Genomic DNA, 19,466 nt, shown 5'->3' on the forward strand with positions numbered 1-19,466 from the left:
TTACATTCGTTCAAATTACCGCTGTTATATTAGTTTTGTACCATAAAACCATCATGTACAGTTTTGTAAATTGAATAAAACAGTTCATGACAGGCTTAATTGCCGCTTAAAATCAATTTTAATGAAATTTGGAGTAGTAGTATTTCCGGGATCTAATTGTGATGAAGACATCATTTACGTATTAGAAAAAATAATGGGCCAGGAAGTGGTTCGTTTATGGCATAAAGACCATGATTTGCAAGGCGCCGAATTTATTGTGTTGCCGGGCGGATTTTCTTTCGGAGATTATCTTCGTTCAGGAGCCATAGCGCGCTTCTCACCAATTATGCAGGAAGTTATCCAGTTTGCTGCCAAAGGCGGTTACGTATTGGGTATTTGCAATGGTTTCCAGGTATTAACAGAAGCTGGCCTTTTAGAAGGTACGCTGCTGCATAATGAGAACCGTAAGTTTATTTGCCGCAATATTTATATGAAGGCACAAACTACGAACTCGTTAATTACATCACAGATTGATCCTGAGCGGGCATTAAAAATCCCGATAGCACATGGCGAGGGTAATTACTTTGCTGATGCCGATGTAGTAAAAGCACTTTATGCTAACGACCAGGTATTGTTTAAATATTGCGACGAAGCCGGTAACATTACTACAGACGCTAATCCTAACGGATCATTGGATAACATTGCAGGTATTTGTAATGTTGGCCGTAACGTATTTGGTTTTATGCCGCATCCGGAACGCGCATCTGATGCATTGGTAGCTAACGAGGATGGGCTTGCAATTTTTGAATCAATATTAGCATTGGTTAAAGCCTAATGGCCAACCTGGTTATTGATATTGGCAATACGTATACAAAAATTGCCATTTTTAATCATAACCAGTTGCAGCACACTGAGCAACACCAGTTTACAGATACAACAACCATCAATAAACTACTGGATAGTTACGCCGTTGAAAAGGCCGTTATATCATCAGTAAAAAAAGAAAAACAAGAGTGGCAAACCCTGTTGGCAACAAAAGTTAAGCTGATAGAATTTAGTGCGGCAATGGCAACAGGTATCAAAAACCATTATTTAACACCACACACACTCGGGCTTGATCGTTTGGCGGCAGTTATTGGGGCGCATAATTTATACCCCGCTAAAAGCAATGTGGTTATTGATGGCGGTACTTGTATAACTTATGATTGGGTTGATGCAGCCGGAAATTATTTCGGCGGCAGTATATCACCGGGATTAAATATGCGTTATAAGGCTTTAAATTATTATACATCGGGCCTGCCATTGATCAGTGCCGATGATGATTTTAAAGCAGGTTATGGTAACAATACCACAACGGCCATACAATCGGGAGTGCAAAACGGAATAAAATACGAATTAACAGGCTTTATTGAAAGCTATAAAAAAAACGGTGAGGAACTGAATATTGTACTTAGTGGCGGTGATAGCATTTTTTTTGATACTCTACTGAAAAATAGCATCTTTGCCCCCTATGTTAAAATTGAACCCCACTTGGTTCTAAAAGGATTAAACGCAGCCATACAAACTAATAATGACTAACTATACCAGGATTTTTATACTATTTTTACTTACCGTTTCTGCATCGGGAGCAATGGCACAATCGGCCGCTACCACAAGTTCGCCTTACTCAAGGTATGGTTTGGGCGATTATGATCCTGCATTAATGCCACAAACCCGCGCTATGGGTAGTATTGCCACAGCTATAAACAGAATTAGCGGCTACAATAATATAAACGTACTTAACCCTGCATCGTACGGTGCAATAAACTTAACTACTATTGATGTTGGTATTTACTCAAACGTAGTAAGCCTTAGCCAAAGCGGCCAAACAGGTTCAACCAATGCAAATTTCAGGTTAAGCCACGTAGCATTTGCCATACCGGTTACGCATAAATCAGCATTAAGCTTTGGTTTATTACCTTATACCGAAATGGGTTACAACTACAAGCAAACCCTTAAAACAGGTTATGGAACAGGTTCGCCGGTTGATACCAATGCTGTTAATTATGTTTACCAGGGCGATGGTGGTTTATCAAAAGCTTACTTAGGGTATGGTTTTGGTTTAGGCAAGCATTTGCTTATTGGTGCCAACATATCATACATATTTGGTAACCTGATACAAACCAGCTCAACTGAGATTCCTTCACTTTATGGTACATTAAACTCAAGGGTGCAATCAAGCAATAGTATTAACGGCTTTAATTATGATTACGGTGTACAATACTCTTTTGATTTTACTGAGTTTAAACACCTGGTATTAGGTTATTCAGCATCTACCGCATCATCATTAAATAACACAAACACTTATATTGTAAGCCAGTATACTTATGATAGCAGTGGTAATGAAAACGTTGCTGCCGATTCAGTAATTAGCAGAACAGGTACTAAAACCAAGATCAAATTACCGCAGATCAACCACTTCGGGGTATCATACCAAAGCGACGGTAAGTTTTTATTAGGTGCCGATTATACCATTGGTAACTGGAGCAGCCTTACTATATCAGGCGCAAATGCAGGTTTCCAAAATAGCAAAACTGTTAACGTAGGCGGGCAGATAACACCAAATTCAAGCAGTACACACAACTATTTTGCACGTGTTGACTACAGGTTCGGTGCTATTTATGATGATACTTACTTAAGCTTAAACAACACTACCATCAAAAAATACGCTTTAACCTTCGGGTTTGGCTTGCCACTGGCACCATCACAAAACTTAACCAGTTTTTACAAGATCAATTTCTCGGCCGAGTTAGGCCAGCGTGGAACATTGACCAACGGATTGGTTAAAGAAAACTATGTTAACTTGCATTTAGGCTTTACGCTTAACGATAAGTGGTTCCAGAAATATAAATTCGAGTAATCCTTTCGTTTATGGATAGTCAGGCAAAAAAGATCTTAAGCCTATATTTGCCGGCACTGTTAATTTGCATGCTGCTGTTAAGCGCATGCGAAAACAATTTGAACGATATTCAAAAAATAGCGTCGAAGGAAGAAGATAAACCCATTTCACGGTCAACCGGCGTTGATGTTATTTACAGCGATTCGGCCAGGGTAAAGGCGCATCTTACGGCGCCTTTAATGATTGAGCACTCTGAAACGCCCAAAACATACCGTGAAACCCCAAAGGGTGTAAAAATTGTTTTTTACGATGAGGATTTGAAAGAAAAGGGCACCATCACTGCCGATTATTCTATCATGCACGATAAAGAAAACGTTATCGAGTTCCGTAAAAACGTGGTGGCCACCAACACACAGGGCGAAACATTTAAATCAGAAGAGTTAATTTACGACGGCGATAAAAAAAAGATGTACACCACCAAAGCCGTTCAGCTAACCAGTGCAAACGGCAATGTAATGGAAGGTACAGGCGCAAACAGTAACGAAAGTTTGTATCCCTGGCACATTGATAATTCAACAGGGGTGTTCCACGTAAAGGAAAATCAGGGACAATAAATCTTAATTTTTTGATACAAAATTTTGTGTTATAGAATTTTACTAAAAATTGTATCTTGCGCCCTCTTTTTAGCAATATAAAAATTATATAGGTATATGGGTATTATGGGTTTTTTGCGCGAGAGGATGGGGAAAATTCTCGCATTCTTTATTGGATTCGCGCTGCTTGCTTTTATTATAGGTGAGGTTGTACGCTCCGGAGGATCATTCTTTAGGGATGACCGTAACATGCTTGGCGAAGTTAGTGGTGAAAAAGTTCCTTATGACGATTTTAACAAAAGGGTTGAGCAAAACAGCGCTCAGTTCAAACAACAATCTGGTCAAAATGAATTAACGCCTCAGATTATGAGCTACGTACAGGAAACTACCTGGAATACGTATGTTAGCCAGCTGATACTTCAAAAAGAAGTTGAAAAATTAGGATTAGTTGTAGGATCAGACGAAGCGCAGGCAATGGTTAGCGGTAACAACCCTAACCCACAGATTGTACAGGCTTTTGGCGACCCTAAAACAGGGCAGCTGGACAGAAACAGGTTGAATACATTTTTAACCAACCTGAACGCTGCAAAAGCCGACGATCCGTTAAGACAGCAGTGGAAAGATTTTATCACGCAAATGATCCAGGCCAAAGTATCTGAAAAATACCTTTCACTGGTAACTAACGGTTTATACGTTAACTCGCTTGAGGCTAAGGATGATTACGAAGCCAAAAATAAACTGGTTAACTTTAAGTATACTACTTTAGATTATGCTTCTGTACCCGACAGTAAGATCACCGTTACCGATGATGATTACAACAGCTACTATAATGATCATAAAGCCGAGTTTAAATCTCCGCAGGAGTTAAGAACGTTTGATTATGTAAGCTTTAACGCTTCACCATCAAAGGCTGATTCGGCAGCAATAAAAGCCCAGGCCGAAAAATTGGCTGCTTCTTTCAAAGCAAGCACCAACGATTCATTGTTTGTACAGATCAACTCTGAAACTAAAGTGCCTATCGCTTACCTGCATAAAGGACGTTTAGATCCTAAGCTTGATTCAGTAATGTTCAGCGCTTCAAAAGGATTTGTATATGGCCCTTACTTAACGGCAGGCAGCTATAAAATGGCAAAACTTGAGGATTCGCGCGTTGAGCCTGATTCGGTAAAAGCACGTCATATCCTTATTGATGATAAAACTATTGGTTTAGATAAAGCAATTGCCAAAGCCGATTCGATCAAAAAACTGATCGAGGGTGGTAAATCATTTGCTGATATGGCTAACATGTACTCTATTGATAAAAACTCAGCTGTAAAAGGCGGTGATTTAGGAACATTTGCCCGTGGCGCAATGATCCCGGTTTTTGAAGATGCAGTATTTAGCGGTAAAAAAGGCGATATAAAAGTTGTTCCGTCACAATATGGTGTTCACCTGATTGAAATCCAGGATCAAAAAGGATCATCAAAGGTAGTTAAAGTAGCATTGGTTGATGTGCCTTTAAAAGCCAGTAGCACTACGCAAACAGCTGTTTACAGCAAGGCACAAGGCTTTTTAGGTAACTTAACAAAAGATAATTTTGATGAATTAGCTAAAAAAGAAGGCTTGCAAAAGAAAACTGCAACTGATGTAAACGGTGTTGCTGCAACAATTCCGGGTGTTGAAAGTGCCCGCGATATTGTTAAATGGGCATTTGGTGCTGAAAAAGGTGATTTTGCCGATAAGGTTTATATATCGGGCGATCAATATATCATAACCCATTTAGTGCAGATTAAACCTAAAGGTCAGTTATCATTGGATGCTGTTAAAAAACAGATTGAGCCAATGGTTAAAAACTTAGTAAAAGGTAAACTACTTACTGATAAGCTACAGGCAGCATTAAACGGATCATCATCAATTGACCAGGTTGCTCAAAAAGCAGGCAGCAAGGTTGTACCAATCCAAAACATTGTTTTTGCTAACCCGGTTATCCCAGGTTCATCAGCTGAGTATAAATTAATTGGTACTGTGTTTGGTTCACAGCCTAATAAAATATCAAAACCTGTTGCGGGCCAGCAGGGTGTATTTGTATTTGTTGTTGACAGCTTTATTAATCCGGCTCCTTTAACCAATGCGGTTAGAGAGAAGGAACAATTGGGCCAGGCTTTGCTACAGAGGTCAGAACCACAAATATTTGATGCGCTGAAAGATAAGGCGAATGTAAAAGATTACAGAGCTAAGTTCTTATAGTAATATTTTAAAGTAATTTTACATCCGGGATGGCTTTAGGTCTGTCCCGGATTTTTTATTTTATAAGACAATGGAGATACAGGAAAATTTTGTGAATAAGGTAGCACAGAGCGGGTTGGTCACTTTAGATCCTGCTGCGTTTTATCCCCAAGGCGAAAGGGTGATCTATGATATAAAAGATAACCTTTTTATGGAGCTGATGCTGCGGGAAAAGGATTTCCGTGAGTTTGTAAAAGCACACGACTGGCAGCAATATAAGGGCAAGTATGTGGCTGTAACCTGCAGTGCCGATGCAATAGTGCCTACCTGGGCCTATATGCTGTTAGCAAACAGGATGGCACCCTACGCGCTCGAAGTTGTTTTTGGCGATCTGGATGTACTGGAAACCGTGCTGTTTGAAAAAAACCTTGCAAAAATTGATGTGGAACAATACCGCGATCAGCGCATCGTTATAAAGGGCTGTGGCGATATTGCTGTACCGGTTTCGGCTTATGTTGAATTAACAAAAAAACTTACACCGGTTGTAAAAAGCCTGATGTTTGGTGAGCCTTGCTCAACTGTTCCGATCTATAAAAAGAAAGAACAGGTTTAAGTTTCAGGGCCTAATGTCAATATAATGAAAGTTTATATTCAGTAAATTGACTTTTGGCCGGTTATAAAGTCAGAAGTATCAGATCAAAAAAAGAAACAATTATAAAGCTTTAGACTTAAGCTTAAAGCATCTGACTTATAACAACAATGAAGAAATATTTTCTGTTCCTGTTCTTTTTAGCAACAAGTGTTTCCCTGTCATTCAGCCAGGAAATAAATTATTTAGGCGAACCTGTATTTAAGGCAGGCGAGGAACTGGACTACAAATTAAAATATGGTTTTTTTACCGCTGCCGAAGCGAATATTAAGGTTTCGGAAAGCGATAAGAAGTTTGACGGGCACCCAGCTTATCATATTGTAGCCGATAGTAAAACTGCCGGTACCTTTGATGTTTTTTACAAGGTACGCAACCGCTATGAAACCTATGTTGACCAAAAAACATTACAACCTTACTTTTATACCGAAAACAGGAAAGAAGCCAGCTATAAGCATAGCGATAACGTAACCTTTAACCATTCGGATAATAAAATAACCGCTAATAAGGGTGTTTATCCTTTTAAGGGCAAAGTTTTTGACTTTTTATCGGCCTATTATTTTGCGCGGAGCATTGATATTTCAAAGATCCATATAGGTGACAAGTTTGATCTGCAATACTTTTTAGAGGATGGCGTACATACTCTGGAAATCACTTATGCAGGGAAGGAGAAGATGGAATGCTCGATGGGGACATTTAATTGTTTGAAATTTAATCCTACAATTATTCCAGGCCGTGTGTTTAGAAAGAACAGTAAGCTATATTTGTGGATTACTGACGATAACAACAGGATTCCCGTAAAGGCGCATGTTGAATTGGTTGTAGGTAGTGTAACTATGGATTTAACAGGAGCTAAAAATTTAAAGTTTCCATTAAATCCTTTAAAAAAATAAAGATGATTGAGGTAGGCCACGTTTTAGTGCATGAAGATGTAGTAAATGAAAATTTTGTATGTAACTTAAATAAATGCAAAGGTGCCTGCTGCCTTGAAGGCGATTCGGGCGCACCGCTTGATGCCAATGAACTTGAAATTCTTGATGAGATCTACCCGAAAGTAAAACCCTTTATGACGGCCAAGGGAATTGCAACCATTGAGCGCGAAGGAACCTACGTAACAGACTTTGAAGGGGATTATACCACGCCTTGCGTAGATGTTAATAAAGAGTGTGCTTACGTGATATGGGAAAACGGCATTACCAAATGCGCTATTGAAAAGGCATACGAAACCGGTGCTATAAACTGGAAGAAACCTATCAGCTGCCATCTGTACCCTATCCGTATAACCAAGTACCCTGAGTTTGACGTACTGAATTACGACAGGTGGAGCATTTGCAGCCCCGCATGCTCATTTGGCAACGAGTTGAAGGTAAGTGTTCACCAGTTTTTAAAAGGCCCGCTGATCCGCAAATACGGTGAAGAATGGTACCAGGAATTAGAGGATACCGTTGCCGGGATATAAAGACAAAACTTTTTCAACTATTTCATACAATTGCTTAAATTTGGGAAAAGAGGCCTATTATGCGCACAACACAAATAAGACAACAATTGCATGATTATATAGATTCGGCAGAAGATAAAAAGCTAAAAGCTATTTATACTTTGCTTGAAAGTGAATTTCCGGGTGATTATAAATTAAGTACCGAGCAAAAAAAAGAGTTGGATAAAAGAGCTGATGATCATAAACTTGGTATAGGTAAAATATTTACATGGGATGAAACAGTAGCGATAGCACAACAGGCTTTAGCAGACCGAAAAGCCATTAAATGACCTACTCTTATGTATTAAGGCAAGAAGCTTTAGAAGAATTTACCGATGCCTACATCTGGTACGAAGAACAAAGGGAGGGCCTTGGTAAACTATTCAGCGTTGCGATCTATAATAAATTAATCCACGTTTGTAATAACCCACTTCATTATAAAGCTTCATACAAAAACTTCCATGAGGCACGGGCTGATAAATTTCCTTTCTTAATTGTATATACCATAAACAAGGAACTTGAACAGATTACTGTCTTGGCTATATTTCACACCAGCCGTAATCCTAAAAATAAATTAAGATAATTCAATCAAAGTTGGATGTTAATATTAATTATAGACTAATTTAGGCTATAATCATTCAACCTGCTTTGCTAAAGCTACAATGTCTTTTACTTCCAAAATTTGTTTGGTATAGCCAAAGCGGGTAACATTTATCATAGCTAAGCCTAATTCGGTAAGGGTGCTTACAAAATTGGGGAAGATGGTTCTGAAAGCCGGGTATAACCAGCCGATATATTTATAGTAAGGTAAAACATTCTTTAACCCTTTGATAGGGTGCATATAACCTGGCCTGAAATTAAATACCCGTTTAAAGGGTAACTTCATCAGGTCGTTTTCTGTTTTGCCTTTTACTCGTGCCCACATGGATCGGCCTTTTTCGGTGCTATCCGTACCGCTGCCCGAAGCATAGCAGAACGTCATCTCCGGATTTACCCTGCTCAAGGTTTCAGCAACATGCAAGGTAAGGGTATAGGTCATTTTATAATATTCCGGCTCTTTCATCCCAACAGATGAAACACCTGAGCAAAAATAACAAGCGTTATAGCCAGACAGTTGACTTTCAATAGCGGTAATGTCAAAAAAATCAGCATGAATGATCTCTTTTAATTTAGGATGTGTTACTTCACACGGCTTCCTGTTGATCACCAAAACGGATGCTACATCAGGATGCTGTAAGCACTCGTGCAGTACGCCTTCGCCAACCATGCCGGTAGTTCCTGTTATAATCGCTTTTATTTTTGTTTCCATTTTTGATAATGTTTTACAGGCTTGCCCGCATACCTGTTGTGAATACAGCATTTATACTAACGGGCAACCTGCCTGTAGCTTTTAACTGCCGGGTAATTACTTTCACTGCCGATCGTTGCAGCTCATCCGTCATCTGGTAACAGACAATAAGCGTACCGCTTTTCTCAATCCCGGGTAGACCGGCAATGGTATAGGCATTAGCAAAAACGCTGATTACTGTATTTCTATGTCCTGCTAATTCGCTTATAAATGTTTTAACATCACTACTGTAATCCAACTTGCTTGCAGGGCGTAAGCGGGTATCGTTTATGCTTAAATAAACCTGGTCGTATTGGGTTAATGTTGCCAGCAGGGCTTTTAATTCGGCTTGCGGAGAGTTTTTTCCTACCATAAACATAGTGCTGTTGGTATACCAGCGCCCTAATTCCTGCTGAAAAACTGTTCCCTTTGTTACGCCTATACTGATAATAGCTGTTTTTTGTAGTGGATTTAATTGCAGGGAATTTGCATCGCCCTTTATTACGGTAACAGCAGCATCGCTAAGCTGCTGGATCAGCTCTTTCGCTACAGGCCTGTTCAAATCCTGTACAAGGTTGGCTGTTTCAATTTCGTGGTAATGATTTAGCCCTGCCCAGTATTTAGCCGCCAATACCTTTTTTACCTTGGCATCAAACTCGGCCAGGCTAATTTCATCCTTGCGGATGGCCCTCCTGATTTTCTTTATGGCGAGGGCTGAATTTTCTGACAGCTCAATAATATCATTACCGGCTAAAAACGCTTTTAGATCAGCTTCGCCGTCAGGAAAATATTTGGTAACGGCTTTCATTTCCATTGCATCAGATACCACAAGCCCTTTAAAGCCTAATGAATCTTTTAAAACTCCGGTCACGATAGGCCTTGACAGGGTAGACGGTAATTTTTTGGTAGTATCCAAAGCCGGAATGTTCATGTGCGCTATCATAATACCGCTGATGCCAGCTTTTATCGCTTCGCGGAAAGGATATTCTTCCAGAGAGTCTAATCGCGCCCTGCTAAAGGGCAGCAAAGGCAGATCGAGGTGCGAATCGACATTGGTATCACCATGCCCCGGAAAGTGCTTAGCGGTGGTTAAAAGGCCCTCATCCTGCATGCCCTTTAAGTAGGCAATACCCTTTGCTGCCACATTGTATTTGTTATCGCCGAATGAGCGGTAATTGATCACGGGATTATTGGGGTTGTTGTTGACATCCATATCGGGCCCAAAATTCATTTGCATGCCCAGGCGCTTAAAATCAAAAGCAACAAGTTGCCCCATTTTATAGATCAGGGCATTATCCTGCACAGCACCTAAAGTCATCTGGTAGGGGTATGAAGTGGTCGAATCCAGCCGCATCCCTACACCCCATTCGCCGTCCATGGCAATCAACAGGGGTGTTTTAGCCAGTTTTTGGTAACTGTTTGCCAGGCTTGCCTGGCGCACGGGCCCACCCTGAAAAAATACGAGCCCGCCAACCTGCTCATCTTTTATTATCCCGGCTACTGAATCAGCATAAGCCTTTCCCTTATCCGTGTTTGCACGAACAAAAAATAGTTGCGCTATCCTGCGTTTGCGGTTCATTTTCCTGAAAACCGAATCAACCCAATGATTTTGATGATTTAATGATTTTATAAAATCTTCTTTTTGCCCAAATACGTTGAGTGCCGTTAAATTAATTGCAATAATTAAGGCGCATTTAAAGCCCCGTTTACTTACCATCATAGTTCAAATGTAGCTTAAATCTGATGTCGTTAAAATGATTTTTGATCAGATAATGTCATAAAAAAAACAATAGTGAATAAACCTTTGTATTGTTTTTAACTCTATGAGTATATTAAAACATATTATCATGAAAAAAATTCTCTTTTTAGCTATATGCCTGCTGGTTGCGGGTTCAGTAAGCGCACAAGGTTATTATTATGGCCAACGCAGGGTAGTAAGACGCCCGCCGCCACGCCGCCAGGCTGATGATTTTTACCGGGTTAGGGTTGGTGTTGCCGGAGGTTTAAATATTGCCAATACGGTTGATGCCTATAACTCCAGTTTTAGTACAGGTACCATAGCCGCATGGCATGCAGGTTTAACACTTGATATTCCGCTGGTGTACCCTTTATCATTTGCACCCGAAGTTTTGTATTCGCAAAAGGGTTATAGTGCTCAAACCACCGATGGTAATTTTACACAGCGCAGTAACTTTATTGATGTACCGCTGTTGGCTAAATTCCGTTTAACACCAAACTTTAATTTTGTGGTAGGTCCGCAGCTATCGTTCCCAATATCAACAACTAATACTTATGATAATGGCTTTGCCGTTACGGAGCGTGATCATTACAGCACCACATCAGACAAAACAGTAGTTGATGGTGTAATAGGTGTAGGGTTTGATATAAACCCAAATGTTGAGCTGCGTTTCAGGTATACGATTGACTTTGCACAAACCGATGATAATAGCTATTATGTACCCGGTTACCGTAACCAGGTATTTCAAATTGGCTTAGGGTTTAAATTTCAATAATTACATACCCTATTGATAAAAAAGCCATCCTGATTATTTCAGGATGGCTTTTTTTATGGGTGGTACCCTAATTATATTGACGCTGTTTTGATCAGGCTAAAAAGGTAGCCGCACGTTTAATAACTGATTTAAACCAGCGCTTTACCTTTTTACGGAAAGCATTTTGCCTGCGTCTTTTCTCTTCAATATTAAAATCGCGGTTTAATACTAACAGATCTGCCTGCTTTTCGGGCAGTATAAATACAGGGTTAGTGATCTCATCAATCTCGTGGATAGGCATATTGGCATAAATGCTGTTCTCATCCAGCGTATGCGTAGCGCGGGAATCAAAGCCAATGTTCGAGATCATGTTTTCGTTAGGGATAATGGTAAGCCCGTTATTAAAAAAGTTAGCAAAATCAAGCTGGTAGCCCCAAGCATTTATTTTGCCTGCCTTAACCTCTTCAAAAATATGTTTCCAGGTATCAACCACTAAGGGGTCTTCAAAAATATTTCTCAGCTGTTCTTCAACCTCGTCGTTATTGTACTTGTTAAGGTTCTTGTCGTAATCTTTCCAAACACGTTTCCAGCTGGCCCAACCCCAAACATGTGTCATGTTTGAAAAATAATAGGTGCTGTTACCCCATTTTTTACCTTGCTGCAGGTTGCAGCCTGTAATGTGCCTTATACGGGTATCATCGCGGTATCTTTCTAACAAAGTATCGCAAAAATTAAAAAAGCTGATAGCAGGGAGGCAGTCATCCTCTAAAATGATACCTTCTTCTTCATTTTCAAAAAACCAGGTGACTGCGGATGATACACCCTCGCGGCAGCCCACATTTTTGTCCTTAAAAAGAGTTTTTAATTCACAATCCCAATCAATAGCATTGATTATGGCCCTGGTTTCGGCACATATCAGGTCCTCGCCCTCTATTTCAGGGCGTGGAGCGTCAGCAGCGATATATAACCGCTTTGGCTTAACCGCTCTTATTTGTTCAAAAACACGCACCGTTGTATCGGGCCTGTTAAAAATTACAAATAATACGGCAGATTTGGTTTGGTAGTTGGAGTTAAGTTCACCCATGCTTTACATAGTATTTTCTTATTAACTCAAAGTTGAGAAGAATAATACGTATGCTAAGTAACAATTAGGATGGAAAAGGGTTTGAAAAAGAATTGTTACAATATGAAAATCAAGGGCTTACAAACTAAGTCTTTAGTGTAAAGTGCGAAAACACTTTTATACACTTAATCGGCATTAAAGGTTTGCATATCTATTAGCTTGCGGTACAACCCGTTATTGTTTATTAACTCCATGTGATTGCCTTGTTCAACAATTTTACCATTCTCCAAAACCACAATAATATCAGCATTTTGAATGGTACTTAAGCGGTGGGCTATAATCAGCGAGGTACGGTTCTTCATCAGGTTGTTTAATGCATCCTGAACTAATTTTTCTGATTCAGTATCTAATGCTGAAGTAGCCTCATCCAGTAGCATAATTGGCGGGTTATTTAAAACGGCCCGCGCTATACAGATCCGCTGTCTTTGTCCGCCCGATAATTTTGCACCCCTGTCGCCAATATTGGTTTCGTAGCCTTTTTCGGTTTCGGTAATAAAGTGATGTGCATTGGCTATGCGTGCAGCCGCCTCAACTTCTTCTTTGGTTACATTGGTTTTGCCAAAGGCGATGTTGTTATAAATGCTATCGTTAAACAAAATAGATTCCTGGTTAACTACGCCTAATAATGACCGCAGTGAACGTGCAGTAAGATCATTGATATTAATCCCGTCGATCATGATCTCGCCCGATTTTGGTTCAGTAAAATGGGGGATAAGGTCCATCAGTGTTGATTTACCACCGCCCGAAGGGCCAACCAAAGCTACCGTTTTTCCTTTAGGCACGATAAGGTTAATGTCAGACAGGATCTGCTTCTCCGCATAGGCAAACGATACATTTTTAAACTCAATGCTATCATTAAAACCGGTAATATCTTTAGCGTTGGGTTTATCAACTATTGCTGGTTTTTCGTCAATAAGAGCAAGCACCCGTTCGCCTGCAGCAACACCCGAATGAATATTGCTGAAAGAATCAGACATTGCCTTTGCCGGGCGCATCAACTGCGAAAAAATAGCGATGTAAGCGATAAACTGCCCGCCATCCAAATCTGATTTTTTATTGAGGATAAGGTAACCACCGTAAAGTACGATGCAGGAGATCATGGTGACAGCCAGCGTTTCAGACACCGGCGACGCCGATTGCTGGCGTTTGGCCATTGAGCGTAAAATTTTTGAATACTTTAAGTTCTCGTCATTAAAACGCTTTTTAATAAAATCGGTAGCGTTAAATGCCTTTATAATGCGGATACCCTGTAATGATTCGTCGAGGTAGCTGATCATATTGCCATAGGTTTGCTGTGCAGAAACTGCCTGGCTTTTTAGTTTTTTAACGATACGAGAGATCAAGAAACCGGAGATAGGTACTACCAATAACGACCATAAAGTAAGCTTTACCGAATAGGTAAACAATAATATAAGGTAAAAGATCATGGTAGCAGGCTCTTTAAAAATAACCTGCAAGGTTGCCGTTACCGAAAACTGTACCACCTGCACATCCGATGCTACTTTTGAAATAATATCGCCTTTGCGCTGGTTGTTAAAATAACCCAGGTGCATATCCATCACGTTCTCAAAAACCGAACGGCGTAAACTTAACAAGGTATGAACCCTTAAATTTTCCATAGTACGGGCAGACAGGTAGCGGAAAAGGTTGCCTATTACCATAGTAATAATGATAACGGTACAGGTGTATTTTAATGCTCCCCAGGGGCCTTCGGCTTGTACAAAGTAGCTCATATAGTACTTAAACCAGCCGGTAACATTCCAAATTTCGGGGTGTTGTACTACGGCAACTGCTTTTGTGGTACATGCATTATTATCTACAAAAAGTGTATTTAGCAATGGTACAAGCAGCGGAAATACTAAAGTGCTGAAAATTACATATAGTAGGGTGTATATGATATAGGGGATAGCAAACTTTTCAATAGGTTTTGCAAAAGATAGAAGCCTGAAATATGTCTTCATTAAACGTGAAAATAAAAGTGCAAAGCTAATAGTTATTAGCTAATTACCATTAACGGTATTTTTTAGGTTAACAATATTTTGATAGTGTAAAGATTAACATCTTTTTTAACACACGCCTACTTATTATTTAAATGGCTGCTAACTGCTGCAAGGCAGTAGTGGCAACCTCATCAATAATTACATTAGCTATACATGGAAACGGGGCCTGCTTGGCTGTTTGGTATATACACTCCCAGTTACAGTTAAAACATTCCATTTTTTGGTACACGCATAATGGTGCATTATTTATATATGCAGGGTAAGGAGCAAAGCGCCCGAAGTGCCCACCACCTAAAATACATACAGCCTTTGTTTTTACTGCTGCCGCGATATGAATGGCACTTGTTTCATTACCGATAACAAGGCTTGCCCCGGCAATAAGTTCTATTAACTGAGGTAAAGACGTTTTATTAATTAAGTTAGTTATGTTCCCCACAGAAAGGTTTGTCATAAGATATCTTCCTGCTTCTTCCTCGCCCGGGCCGCCAGCCAAATAAATTGTTTGTTGGGTATGCTGCATCAGCTGTTTTATCAGCGCCAAAAATTTGTCAGCCTCCCAGCTCCGCTTAAAAACACCTGCACCGGGGAATATGACAATCCCTTCTTTATCCGGATTGTTGATAGAGAAAGACGGGCCATTCAGTTCAATATGCTGCGCTAAAACCGACTCAAAAAAGAACCTTGACCTGTCAAATTCAAAATAGCAGGCTGCTGGGAGCAGGAGCATTTGGGTATAAAATGTATCGGTTTTGTTTTTGTAGCGAGCGGCAATACCTTCGTTATCACTTTCAAACCCGATGATCTGCCAGGCTGCGGTTAGCGCTGCTAGGCCATCGGTAATTAGTAACCGGGTTGATGATGGCTGTAACACTACCTCAAAGTTTTTGCGGAATAAGAGCCAGCCTAATTTTAATGTTTGCCAAGGCATATCATAATAGCCGCCGGGTTTTATAAAAATAAACTCATCAACAAAAGCGCTGTCATACTTGTTGGCAACATCGGCCCATAAGGTATTACCTAATAAGGTGATTTTGTAACCTTCAAATTTTGGGGTATGCCTTACTACCTCTAAATAGTTACGAAATAAAATATAATCGCCAATGGCATCTGTCTTGATAATTAACAGGTGTTTTTGAGAGGCGCGGAATTTTGCAAAAAACTTAAATAATGCAGGGAGCCTAAGCAGTACAAAACGGGTGAGTCTGAATAAGTTTCTATTTTTGATACGCTTTGAGTTTATTACACCAAATTTAATATAGAATATTGGGCTAACCTATTTAACCGCTTTCAATACAATATATGGTGAAAGTGCTTTGCTTTCAACCGGGATAATTTTTGTGGCTATTTTACCGGCCCACCAAATTGCTTTTACCAGTGTTTTAGTTAAACTGCCTTGCTCTGCCTTGTTTTCCAGCCATACCGTAAACCTGCCATGATAGTAGGATTCTACTTCCTTAAGGCCAAGTGCGCGGCAGCTATCGGCAAGCAAATCAGGGTTCATGCTGCTGATGTTATGCTTATCGTAATTATCTTTATCAAACTTGCGTTGTACCCAGCCATTTACTCCTGTAAAGTTGGGCAGGGTTATAAACAAGGTACCACCCGGTTTAAGAAACTGTAGGTGTGTTTCAATTATGGCTTTGGTATCATTAAAATGCTCTATCAACCCAAAAGACAAAACCATATCATACAGCTTTTCAGGTTTGTAGGTGAATAGGTCAGCTTCAATTATGCTGATGTCGCCCGGCTTTAATCCATTTTTTTCAAGCAGTTGATTGATCAATTCGGGGTGAACATAATAATCAAACAGGGAAGTATCCAAATGCTGATACTTTTTTAAATACGTAGCATAATAACCGGGGAACCCCCCAAGCTCAATAGCCGTTTTTATTTTTTTTTCGGCGATGAGCTTGCCCAGTATATCACCGAAAACGTAGTTTGGTTTAATATAAAATATAAGGTCTTTTTTTGATTCCCAAAAAGACTTCCAGAATGAACGGTCAGTTAAATTTTGTTCCATTAATATGTTCCGGTAAACGGATTAAACGCCTTTATTATTTTTTTCCCTTTTGCAAAGCAAAATCAGCTCCGTGCTAATATCCTTGCCGGGTTACCAACCGCTATGCTATTGGCTGGTATATCTTTTATCACTACTGATCCTGCACCTATTATCACATTATCGCCAATGGTGATGCCGCCAATAATACAAACATTAGCACCAATGTCCACATTATTACCTATCACCGGGCTTTTGCTAAAGCTGCCATCTGCCAGTTTTTTATGGCCTATGGTGGTACTATTCCTTAAAACACAGTTTTCGCCTATTACAGTGCTTTTATTAACCACCAATGCCTGCCCATGATACAGGGATAGCCCTTTGCCAATGGTTAGTTTACGCGGTAGTTCAATTCCCCAGCTCCACTCCACCCAAAAGCGGTAAAGCATAAAATAAGGGAAAAATATAATTTTGGTGATGGTGTACCGATTAAAGAACTGAACCAGCCGGAATAAGAACAGAACCAATTGCGCCTTAAAGTTTTGCCTGTTGGCACTCCAGTCCTGGAATAAGTAAGCAAAAAAGTTCATCTTTTTAATAGTTCCGCTTTTGATGTTGAATAATGGAAGCAATTGCAGCCTTTTCAAAAGTAAAGTTTTCATTTTAGAATTGTTATAATTGCTGCGATAAATAGCACCACCAAATGAAGGTTACATTAATTAATACGTCTGATGCCGGGGGTGGTGCGCCAGCAGCCTGCATGCGCCTGCTAAAAGCGCTTCAGTTAAAGCAGGTTGATGTTGCTATGCAGGTGCAGGATAAGAAGACAGCTGAGCCCTGCGTTAACAGCATCAGCAATAGCCGGATTGGTAAACTAAGGAGTAAATTCAACTTTTTATATGAGCGTTTGCCTTTTATCTGGTTTAAAGCAAAGGACAGGTCATTAAGGTTTGCTTTTTCAACAGCCGATGCCGGTACCGATATAAGCAATGAGGCAGCCATTACCAATGCAGATGTTTTACACCTGCACTGGACAAACGGGGGATACCTTTCCATCGACAATTTAAAACAACTGATCGCCACAGGGAAACCCATAGTTTGGACCCTGCACGATATGTGGGCCTTTACTGGTGGCTGCCATTACTCCGGCGATTGTGATCATTTTACCAACCATTGCGGTAATTGCTGGATGCTGTGCGATGCCGGGGATAAAGATATTTCGTATGAAGGGTGGGTGCGAAAAACAGATCTTCTCGCATCGGCAAAAAATATAACATTTATTACCTGCAGCCATTGGCTGGCTGATGTTGCGCTTACCAGTTCGTTATTAAAAGGACACAGGGTTGAGGCTATACCGAATCCGATAGATGTTGAAATATTTTCGGCAAAGGATAAAAATATTGCGCGCTCCCGCTGGAATATCAATCCAAATGCAAAAATTATTTTATTTGGTGCGGCAAATATTATGGACCGGCGCAAAGGCATAAGCTATTTGGTTGATGCGCTCAACGATCTTAAAACCAATTACCCGGATACAGAGGATATAGAGATATTGATCTTCGGAAAAAATAAAGCTTTTGATGTGGGTACGCTGCCGTTTAAGGTTCACGAGGTGGGGATCATTACCTCGCAGGATGATATGGCGCAGCTTTACAGCCTTGCTGACCTGTATGTTTCCCCGGCGATAGAAGATAACCTACCCAATACCATTATGGAGGCACTGGCTTGCGCTACGCCTGTGGTGGCATTTAATACAGGCGGTATTCCTGATATGGTGGAGCATCAGCAAAATGGTTACCTTGCTCAATTTAAATCGGCTACTGATTTTGCAAAGGGAATCAATTATGTTTTAAATGCAGATAAAGAGCTGTTAGCAGCTAATGCACGTAATAAAGTGTTAAACACTTTTACCAACAGCATAGTTTCCGGGCAGTATATAAAAGTTTACCAATCAATGCTAAACAAATGAGGGCCTTTAAACCTACCTTATCTGTAGTTACTATTGTTTACAATAATGTAAGGGATATTGAGCGCACCTTGCTCTCGGTATTTAACCAAACGTATCCTCATATTGAATATATTGTGGTTGACGGCTTGTCTACAGATGGTACTTTAGCCATCATTCAGCAATATAAAAATCGAATAGCCAAGATCATCAGCGAAAAAGACAAAGGTATTTACGATGCCATGAATAAAGGGCTTGGCACAGCAACCGGCGATTATGTGATCTTTATGAACTCGGGCGATGAGTTTTATTCAGTTGATACCGTTGAAACTGTTTTTGCTGCTGCACCTGATGCCGATATTTATTACGGCGAAACAGAGATGGTAAATGATGACAGGCAAAGCCTTGGCCAGCGCCGCCATAAAGCCCCCCAACAATTTAATTGGCGTGGTTTTAAATATGGCATGAGCATAAGCCACCAGGCAATTTATATCCGCCGCTCATTAACAGAACCCTACGACAACAAATACCAGCTTAGTGCCGATATTGACTGGATTATCCGCGCAGCAAAAAAAGCAAAAAAGATAGTTAACGTAAACCAATACGTAGCTAAATACCTGGTTGGCGGCATGTCGAAAACGAAACACCGCCAAAGCCTGCAAGAGCGTTTTGATATTATGAAACGGTATTATGGTTTAGTGCCAACCCTTTTTTACCACACCGTTATTGCTTTTAATTTAGGCCGTTACTGGCTGAAGCACAGAAGAACGAATGATTGATGTTTTAACCCTCCACGTTATTGCGA

General features: G+C 40.2%; 20 protein-coding genes. 13 read left to right on the top strand and 7 right to left on the bottom strand.

Translation table 11 applies throughout. From position 1 onward, the window contains the following. Positions 1-121: 121 nt before the first annotated feature. The 10 genes from purQ to ACQY4U_RS06470 all read left to right on the top strand — a co-directional run bounded on the left by purQ (position 122) and on the right by ACQY4U_RS06470 (position 8,361). Complete coding sequence (gene purQ, locus ACQY4U_RS06425) at positions 122-814, top strand: phosphoribosylformylglycinamidine synthase subunit PurQ (protein ID WP_428328569.1); 693 nt, start codon at positions 122-124, stop codon at positions 812-814. Further along, on the top strand, positions 814-1,557 hold the full coding sequence (locus ACQY4U_RS06430) for a type III pantothenate kinase (protein WP_428328570.1): 744 nt from the start codon (positions 814-816) through the stop codon (positions 1,555-1,557). The genes purQ and ACQY4U_RS06430 overlap by 1 nt, the downstream gene beginning before the upstream one ends. Then, positions 1,550-2,878, top strand: a complete 1,329-nt coding sequence (locus ACQY4U_RS06435) for a hypothetical protein (RefSeq protein ID WP_428328571.1) — start codon at positions 1,550-1,552, stop codon at positions 2,876-2,878. Before ACQY4U_RS06430 ends, ACQY4U_RS06435 begins: the two co-directional genes overlap by 8 nt. A gap of 11 nt (positions 2,879-2,889) precedes the next feature. Further along, entirely contained in the window at positions 2,890-3,471 is a 582-nt protein-coding gene (lptC, locus tag ACQY4U_RS06440) for an LPS export ABC transporter periplasmic protein LptC (RefSeq protein WP_428328572.1), read from the top strand. A gap of 105 nt (positions 3,472-3,576) precedes the next feature. Continuing rightward, entirely contained in the window at positions 3,577-5,676 is a 2,100-nt protein-coding gene (locus ACQY4U_RS06445) for a peptidylprolyl isomerase (RefSeq protein ID WP_428329729.1), read from the top strand. 70 nt (positions 5,677-5,746) lie between these two features. Further along, positions 5,747-6,268 (top strand): DUF2480 family protein, encoded by a 522-nt coding sequence (locus ACQY4U_RS06450; RefSeq protein WP_428328573.1) that lies wholly within the window; start codon positions 5,747-5,749, stop codon positions 6,266-6,268. Positions 6,269-6,414: 146 nt separating this feature from the next. Further along, positions 6,415-7,194, top strand: coding sequence for a DUF3108 domain-containing protein (locus ACQY4U_RS06455; protein ID WP_428328574.1), 780 nt, complete (start codon positions 6,415-6,417; stop codon positions 7,192-7,194). A 2-nt stretch (positions 7,195-7,196) separates the two neighbouring features. Then, positions 7,197-7,760, top strand: coding sequence for a DUF3109 family protein (locus ACQY4U_RS06460; RefSeq protein ID WP_428328575.1), 564 nt, complete (start codon positions 7,197-7,199; stop codon positions 7,758-7,760). A 59-nt stretch (positions 7,761-7,819) separates the two neighbouring features. Next, positions 7,820-8,068 carry a hypothetical protein gene (locus ACQY4U_RS06465; RefSeq protein ID WP_428328576.1) on the top strand — a complete coding sequence of 83 codons (249 nt, stop codon included), beginning with the start codon at positions 7,820-7,822 and terminating at the stop codon, positions 8,066-8,068. After that, the gene (locus tag ACQY4U_RS06470; protein ID WP_428328577.1) at positions 8,065-8,361 is read left to right on the top strand and encodes a type II toxin-antitoxin system RelE/ParE family toxin; all 297 of its coding nucleotides are present in this window, start codon (positions 8,065-8,067) and stop codon (positions 8,359-8,361) included. The genes ACQY4U_RS06465 and ACQY4U_RS06470 overlap by 4 nt, the downstream gene beginning before the upstream one ends. Positions 8,362-8,412: 51 nt before the next feature. Here the strand turns inward: ACQY4U_RS06470 and ACQY4U_RS06475 are convergent, their stop codons facing one another. Beyond that, entirely contained in the window at positions 8,413-9,087 is a 675-nt protein-coding gene (locus tag ACQY4U_RS06475; RefSeq protein ID WP_428328578.1) for an NAD-dependent epimerase/dehydratase family protein, read from the bottom strand. Positions 9,088-9,100: 13 nt separating this feature from the next. Further along, positions 9,101-10,825, bottom strand: a complete 1,725-nt coding sequence (locus ACQY4U_RS06480; RefSeq protein ID WP_428328579.1) for a glycoside hydrolase family 3 protein — start codon at positions 10,823-10,825, stop codon at positions 9,101-9,103. A 127-nt stretch (positions 10,826-10,952) separates the two neighbouring features. Here ACQY4U_RS06480 and ACQY4U_RS06485 point away from each other — a divergent pair, with 127 nt between their 5' ends. After that, entirely contained in the window at positions 10,953-11,618 is a 666-nt protein-coding gene (locus tag ACQY4U_RS06485; RefSeq protein ID WP_428328580.1) for a porin family protein, read from the top strand. A gap of 91 nt (positions 11,619-11,709) precedes the next feature. Here the strand turns inward: ACQY4U_RS06485 and ACQY4U_RS06490 are convergent, their stop codons facing one another. The 5 genes from ACQY4U_RS06490 to ACQY4U_RS06510 all read right to left on the bottom strand — a co-directional run bounded on the left by ACQY4U_RS06490 (position 11,710) and on the right by ACQY4U_RS06510 (position 17,378). After that, complete coding sequence (locus tag ACQY4U_RS06490; RefSeq protein ID WP_428328581.1) at positions 11,710-12,681, bottom strand: nucleotide-diphospho-sugar transferase; 972 nt, start codon at positions 12,679-12,681, stop codon at positions 11,710-11,712. Between the two features lie 164 nt (positions 12,682-12,845). After that, positions 12,846-14,681, bottom strand: coding sequence for an ABC transporter ATP-binding protein (locus ACQY4U_RS06495; RefSeq protein WP_428328582.1), 1,836 nt, complete (start codon positions 14,679-14,681; stop codon positions 12,846-12,848). A gap of 127 nt (positions 14,682-14,808) precedes the next feature. Next, on the bottom strand, positions 14,809-15,648 hold the full coding sequence (locus ACQY4U_RS06500; RefSeq protein ID WP_428328583.1) for a glycosyltransferase family 9 protein: 840 nt from the start codon (positions 15,646-15,648) through the stop codon (positions 14,809-14,811). A gap of 345 nt (positions 15,649-15,993) precedes the next feature. Then, positions 15,994-16,740, bottom strand: coding sequence for a class I SAM-dependent methyltransferase (locus ACQY4U_RS06505; protein ID WP_428328584.1), 747 nt, complete (start codon positions 16,738-16,740; stop codon positions 15,994-15,996). A 62-nt stretch (positions 16,741-16,802) separates the two neighbouring features. Next, on the bottom strand, positions 16,803-17,378 hold the full coding sequence (locus tag ACQY4U_RS06510; protein WP_428328585.1) for a serine acetyltransferase: 576 nt from the start codon (positions 17,376-17,378) through the stop codon (positions 16,803-16,805). 41 nt (positions 17,379-17,419) lie between these two features. Here ACQY4U_RS06510 and ACQY4U_RS06515 point away from each other — a divergent pair, with 41 nt between their 5' ends. Together ACQY4U_RS06515 and ACQY4U_RS06520 are read left to right on the top strand one after the other, a co-directional pair. Continuing rightward, a complete protein-coding gene (locus ACQY4U_RS06515) occupies positions 17,420-18,685 on the top strand; it encodes a glycosyltransferase (protein WP_428328586.1) in 1,266 nt (421 codons plus the stop codon). Further along, the gene (locus tag ACQY4U_RS06520) at positions 18,682-19,440 is read left to right on the top strand and encodes a glycosyltransferase family 2 protein (protein ID WP_428328587.1); all 759 of its coding nucleotides are present in this window, start codon (positions 18,682-18,684) and stop codon (positions 19,438-19,440) included. The genes ACQY4U_RS06515 and ACQY4U_RS06520 overlap by 4 nt, the downstream gene beginning before the upstream one ends. The last annotated feature ends 26 nt before the right edge of the window (positions 19,441-19,466 follow it).

This window comes from Mucilaginibacter sp. (assembly GCF_965277465.1).
Taxonomy (GTDB): Bacteria; Bacteroidota; Bacteroidia; order Sphingobacteriales; family Sphingobacteriaceae; genus Mucilaginibacter.

Excerpts from the sequence above, each read along its gene's own strand:
- purQ (WP_428328569.1), top strand. The coding sequence starts at position 122 with ATGAAATTTGGAGTAGTAGTATTTCCGGGATCTAATTGTGATGAAGAC.
- ACQY4U_RS06430 (WP_428328570.1), top strand. The coding sequence starts at position 814 with ATGGCCAACCTGGTTATTGATATTGGCAATACGTATACAAAAATTGCC.
- ACQY4U_RS06435 (WP_428328571.1), top strand. The coding sequence starts at position 1,550 with ATGACTAACTATACCAGGATTTTTATACTATTTTTACTTACCGTTTCT.
- lptC (WP_428328572.1), top strand. The coding sequence starts at position 2,890 with ATGGATAGTCAGGCAAAAAAGATCTTAAGCCTATATTTGCCGGCACTG.
- ACQY4U_RS06445 (WP_428329729.1), top strand. The coding sequence starts at position 3,577 with ATGGGTTTTTTGCGCGAGAGGATGGGGAAAATTCTCGCATTCTTTATT.
- ACQY4U_RS06450 (WP_428328573.1), top strand. The coding sequence starts at position 5,747 with ATGGAGATACAGGAAAATTTTGTGAATAAGGTAGCACAGAGCGGGTTG.
- ACQY4U_RS06455 (WP_428328574.1), top strand. The coding sequence starts at position 6,415 with ATGAAGAAATATTTTCTGTTCCTGTTCTTTTTAGCAACAAGTGTTTCC.
- ACQY4U_RS06460 (WP_428328575.1), top strand. The coding sequence starts at position 7,197 with ATGATTGAGGTAGGCCACGTTTTAGTGCATGAAGATGTAGTAAATGAA.
- ACQY4U_RS06465 (WP_428328576.1), top strand. The coding sequence starts at position 7,820 with ATGCGCACAACACAAATAAGACAACAATTGCATGATTATATAGATTCG.
- ACQY4U_RS06470 (WP_428328577.1), top strand. The coding sequence starts at position 8,065 with ATGACCTACTCTTATGTATTAAGGCAAGAAGCTTTAGAAGAATTTACC.
- ACQY4U_RS06475 (WP_428328578.1), bottom strand. The coding sequence starts at position 9,087 with ATGGAAACAAAAATAAAAGCGATTATAACAGGAACTACCGGCATGGTT.
- ACQY4U_RS06480 (WP_428328579.1), bottom strand. The coding sequence starts at position 10,825 with ATGATGGTAAGTAAACGGGGCTTTAAATGCGCCTTAATTATTGCAATT.
- ACQY4U_RS06485 (WP_428328580.1), top strand. The coding sequence starts at position 10,953 with ATGAAAAAAATTCTCTTTTTAGCTATATGCCTGCTGGTTGCGGGTTCA.
- ACQY4U_RS06490 (WP_428328581.1), bottom strand. The coding sequence starts at position 12,681 with ATGGGTGAACTTAACTCCAACTACCAAACCAAATCTGCCGTATTATTT.
- ACQY4U_RS06495 (WP_428328582.1), bottom strand. The coding sequence starts at position 14,681 with ATGAAGACATATTTCAGGCTTCTATCTTTTGCAAAACCTATTGAAAAG.
- ACQY4U_RS06500 (WP_428328583.1), bottom strand. The coding sequence starts at position 15,648 with ATGCCTTGGCAAACATTAAAATTAGGCTGGCTCTTATTCCGCAAAAAC.
- ACQY4U_RS06505 (WP_428328584.1), bottom strand. The coding sequence starts at position 16,740 with ATGGAACAAAATTTAACTGACCGTTCATTCTGGAAGTCTTTTTGGGAA.
- ACQY4U_RS06510 (WP_428328585.1), bottom strand. The coding sequence starts at position 17,378 with ATGAAAACTTTACTTTTGAAAAGGCTGCAATTGCTTCCATTATTCAAC.
- ACQY4U_RS06515 (WP_428328586.1), top strand. The coding sequence starts at position 17,420 with ATGAAGGTTACATTAATTAATACGTCTGATGCCGGGGGTGGTGCGCCA.
- ACQY4U_RS06520 (WP_428328587.1), top strand. The coding sequence starts at position 18,682 with ATGAGGGCCTTTAAACCTACCTTATCTGTAGTTACTATTGTTTACAAT.